This is a genomic window from Pseudonocardia xinjiangensis (genome assembly GCF_012911925.1).
In the GTDB taxonomy this organism is placed as follows: Bacteria; Actinomycetota; Actinomycetes; order Mycobacteriales; family Pseudonocardiaceae; genus Pseudonocardia; species Pseudonocardia xinjiangensis.
The window spans coordinates 1-2,057 of record NZ_JAAXKY010000291.1; the positions used below are offsets into that span (position 1 = coordinate 1).

Consider the following 2,057-nt stretch of genomic DNA (forward strand, 5'->3'; position numbering starts at 1 on the left):
GCCTGACCCCCGCCCGGCCGAAGATCGCCGGTTCTGGACAATTCTCGAACGTATGTTCGATATGATCTCCTCATGCCCCGTGCCCGACGTTGGACCGACGAGCAGCTCGCCGAGGCGGTTGCCGCCGCCCGCACCCTGAGTGAGGTCTGCCGGCTGCTCGGGCTGCAGCCGGGCAAGTACGACGTGCTCCGCAGGCACATCCGCCGCCTCGGCCTGGACGCCTCACATCTGCCACGCGCGGGTGCAGGTTCGCCCCGCAGCTCCCGGCGCTTCCGCGACGAGGAGCTCATCGAGGCGGTCCACCTCGAGACCTCGGTGCACGGGGTGCTGAGGCGGTTGGGCTACAGCACCAGCGGCGGCATGTTCCGCTTCATCGTCGCCCACATCCGGCGCCTGGACCTCGACACCAGCCATTTCCTGGGGCAGGGCTGGGCGCGCGGACTGAAGCGGCCGTCCACACGTCTCACGCCGCTGGACGAGCTGTTGGTCCAGGGCTCCACCGCGGGGTCCAGCTCGTTACGCGTCAGACTCGTCGCAGCTGGGCTGCTCCCCGACCACTGCCAAGAGTGCGGCCTGCGGGAGTGGCGCGGCAAGCGCTTGCCGCTCGCCCTCGATCACGTCAACGGTGACCACACTGACAACCGACTTGAGAACCTACGTATCCTGTGTCCTAACTGTCACGCCCTGACCGACACTTGGTGCGGGCGAAATCGAGCCGGCGTAGCCCAACGGCAGAGGCACGGGTCCTAGGAACCCGCCAGTGTGGGTTCGAATCCCACCGCCGGTACATAGGTCTTATACCGAACTCTCTCCCGGGGGCAGCGGCTATCCCGCCTGTTCCAGGCCGGGTTCGCGCTGCGCCGGATCCAGATCCGCAGCCGGTTCCACCGGGGCCGGGTGGCGGCGCGCCACCACCAGCGCCCCGGCCAGCCCCAGCAGCCCGGACACCACCGACACGGCGAACATCGCGGGGTGCGGGCTACCACCCACCGCCGCGTCCCCCAGCACCACGATCGCGATCGTGCCGGGGAACACCCCGAGCACCGTGCCCAGCAGGTACGGCAGGAACCGCACGCCGGAGAGGGCGGAGGCGTAGTTCATCGCCGCGAACGGCACGGCCGGGATCAGGCGCAGGGACACCACCGCGAGCAGCCCGCTGTGGTCGAGCCGTTCGCGGATCCACATGATCCCGCGCCGGTGGGCATGCCGCTCCACCAGCCGCCCGCCGACCATCCGCACCAGCCAGTAGGCGAGCACCGCGGCCAGCGCCGTGCCGGCCACGGTGAGCAGCACTCCCAGTACGGAACCGAACAGCACCCCGGCGGCCACGGTGAACACCGTGCGCGGCACCGGCGTGATGGTGACCGCCCCCTGGAGCAGCACGAACAGCACCGGCGCCCACAGGCCCGCGTCCTGCACGGTCCGGCGCACGTCGGGGATCCCGTCGCGCAGGAAGAAGACGGCGACACCGGCGACCACCAGCACGGCAGCGCCCGCGGCGACCCTCCTCCATGTCATGTGTCCGACGGTACCGACGGGCGCGGCCGGCCTGTCACCACGGGGTGACGCGCCACGAGCCGGCCACCGGGGCGACACCACGGTGTCACCGAGCCGCTCCTGCCGCGGCGGCTACCGTGAACGATCGTGACGACCGAGCAGCCGCAACCGCCCGCTCTCGACCTCGACCCGGACGGGCTCGCCGTGCGCCGCGAGGTGCTCGGGCCCGACCACGTCGACGCGGCACTGTCCCGTGCCGACGACATCACGGCCGAGTTCCAGGAGATGATCACCCGCTACGCGTGGGGCCACATCTGGACCAGGCCGGGGCTCGACCGGCGGATGCGCAGCGCGATCACGATCACCGCCCTCGTCGCGCACGGGCACTACGCCGAGCTGGAGCTGCACCTGCGGGCCGCGCTGCGCAACGGCCTCACCAAGGCGGAGATCGTCGAGGTGCTGCTGCAGAGCGCGATCTACTGCGGGGTGCCCGCGGCCAACTCGGCCTTCGGCGTGGCCCGCCGCATCCTGAACGAGGAAACCCCGCCCTCCTGACCTGT

General features: G+C 71.0%; 3 protein-coding genes and 1 tRNA gene. 3 read left to right on the forward strand and 1 reads right to left on the reverse strand.

All coding sequences use genetic code 11. The annotated features are described in order from the left end of the window. The first annotated feature begins 72 nt into the window (after positions 1 to 72). Together HF577_RS37075 and HF577_RS37080 are read left to right on the forward strand one after the other, a co-directional pair. Complete coding sequence (locus HF577_RS37075; RefSeq protein ID WP_169400665.1) at positions 73 to 750, forward strand: transposase; 678 nt, start codon at positions 73 to 75, stop codon at positions 748 to 750. Beyond that, a tRNA-Leu gene (locus HF577_RS37080) sits at positions 715 to 787 on the forward strand. The genes HF577_RS37075 and HF577_RS37080 overlap by 36 nt, the downstream gene beginning before the upstream one ends. A gap of 38 nt (positions 788 to 825) precedes the next feature. Here the strand turns inward: HF577_RS37080 and HF577_RS37085 are convergent. Next, entirely contained in the window at positions 826 to 1,518 is a 693-nt protein-coding gene (locus HF577_RS37085) for a TVP38/TMEM64 family protein (protein WP_169400666.1), read from the reverse strand. 126 nt (positions 1,519 to 1,644) lie between these two features. Here HF577_RS37085 and pcaC point away from each other — a divergent pair, with 126 nt between their 5' ends. Continuing rightward, positions 1,645 to 2,052, forward strand: coding sequence for a 4-carboxymuconolactone decarboxylase (gene pcaC, locus HF577_RS37090; RefSeq protein WP_169400667.1), 408 nt, complete (start codon positions 1,645 to 1,647; stop codon positions 2,050 to 2,052). Positions 2,053 to 2,057 lie beyond the last annotated feature (5 nt).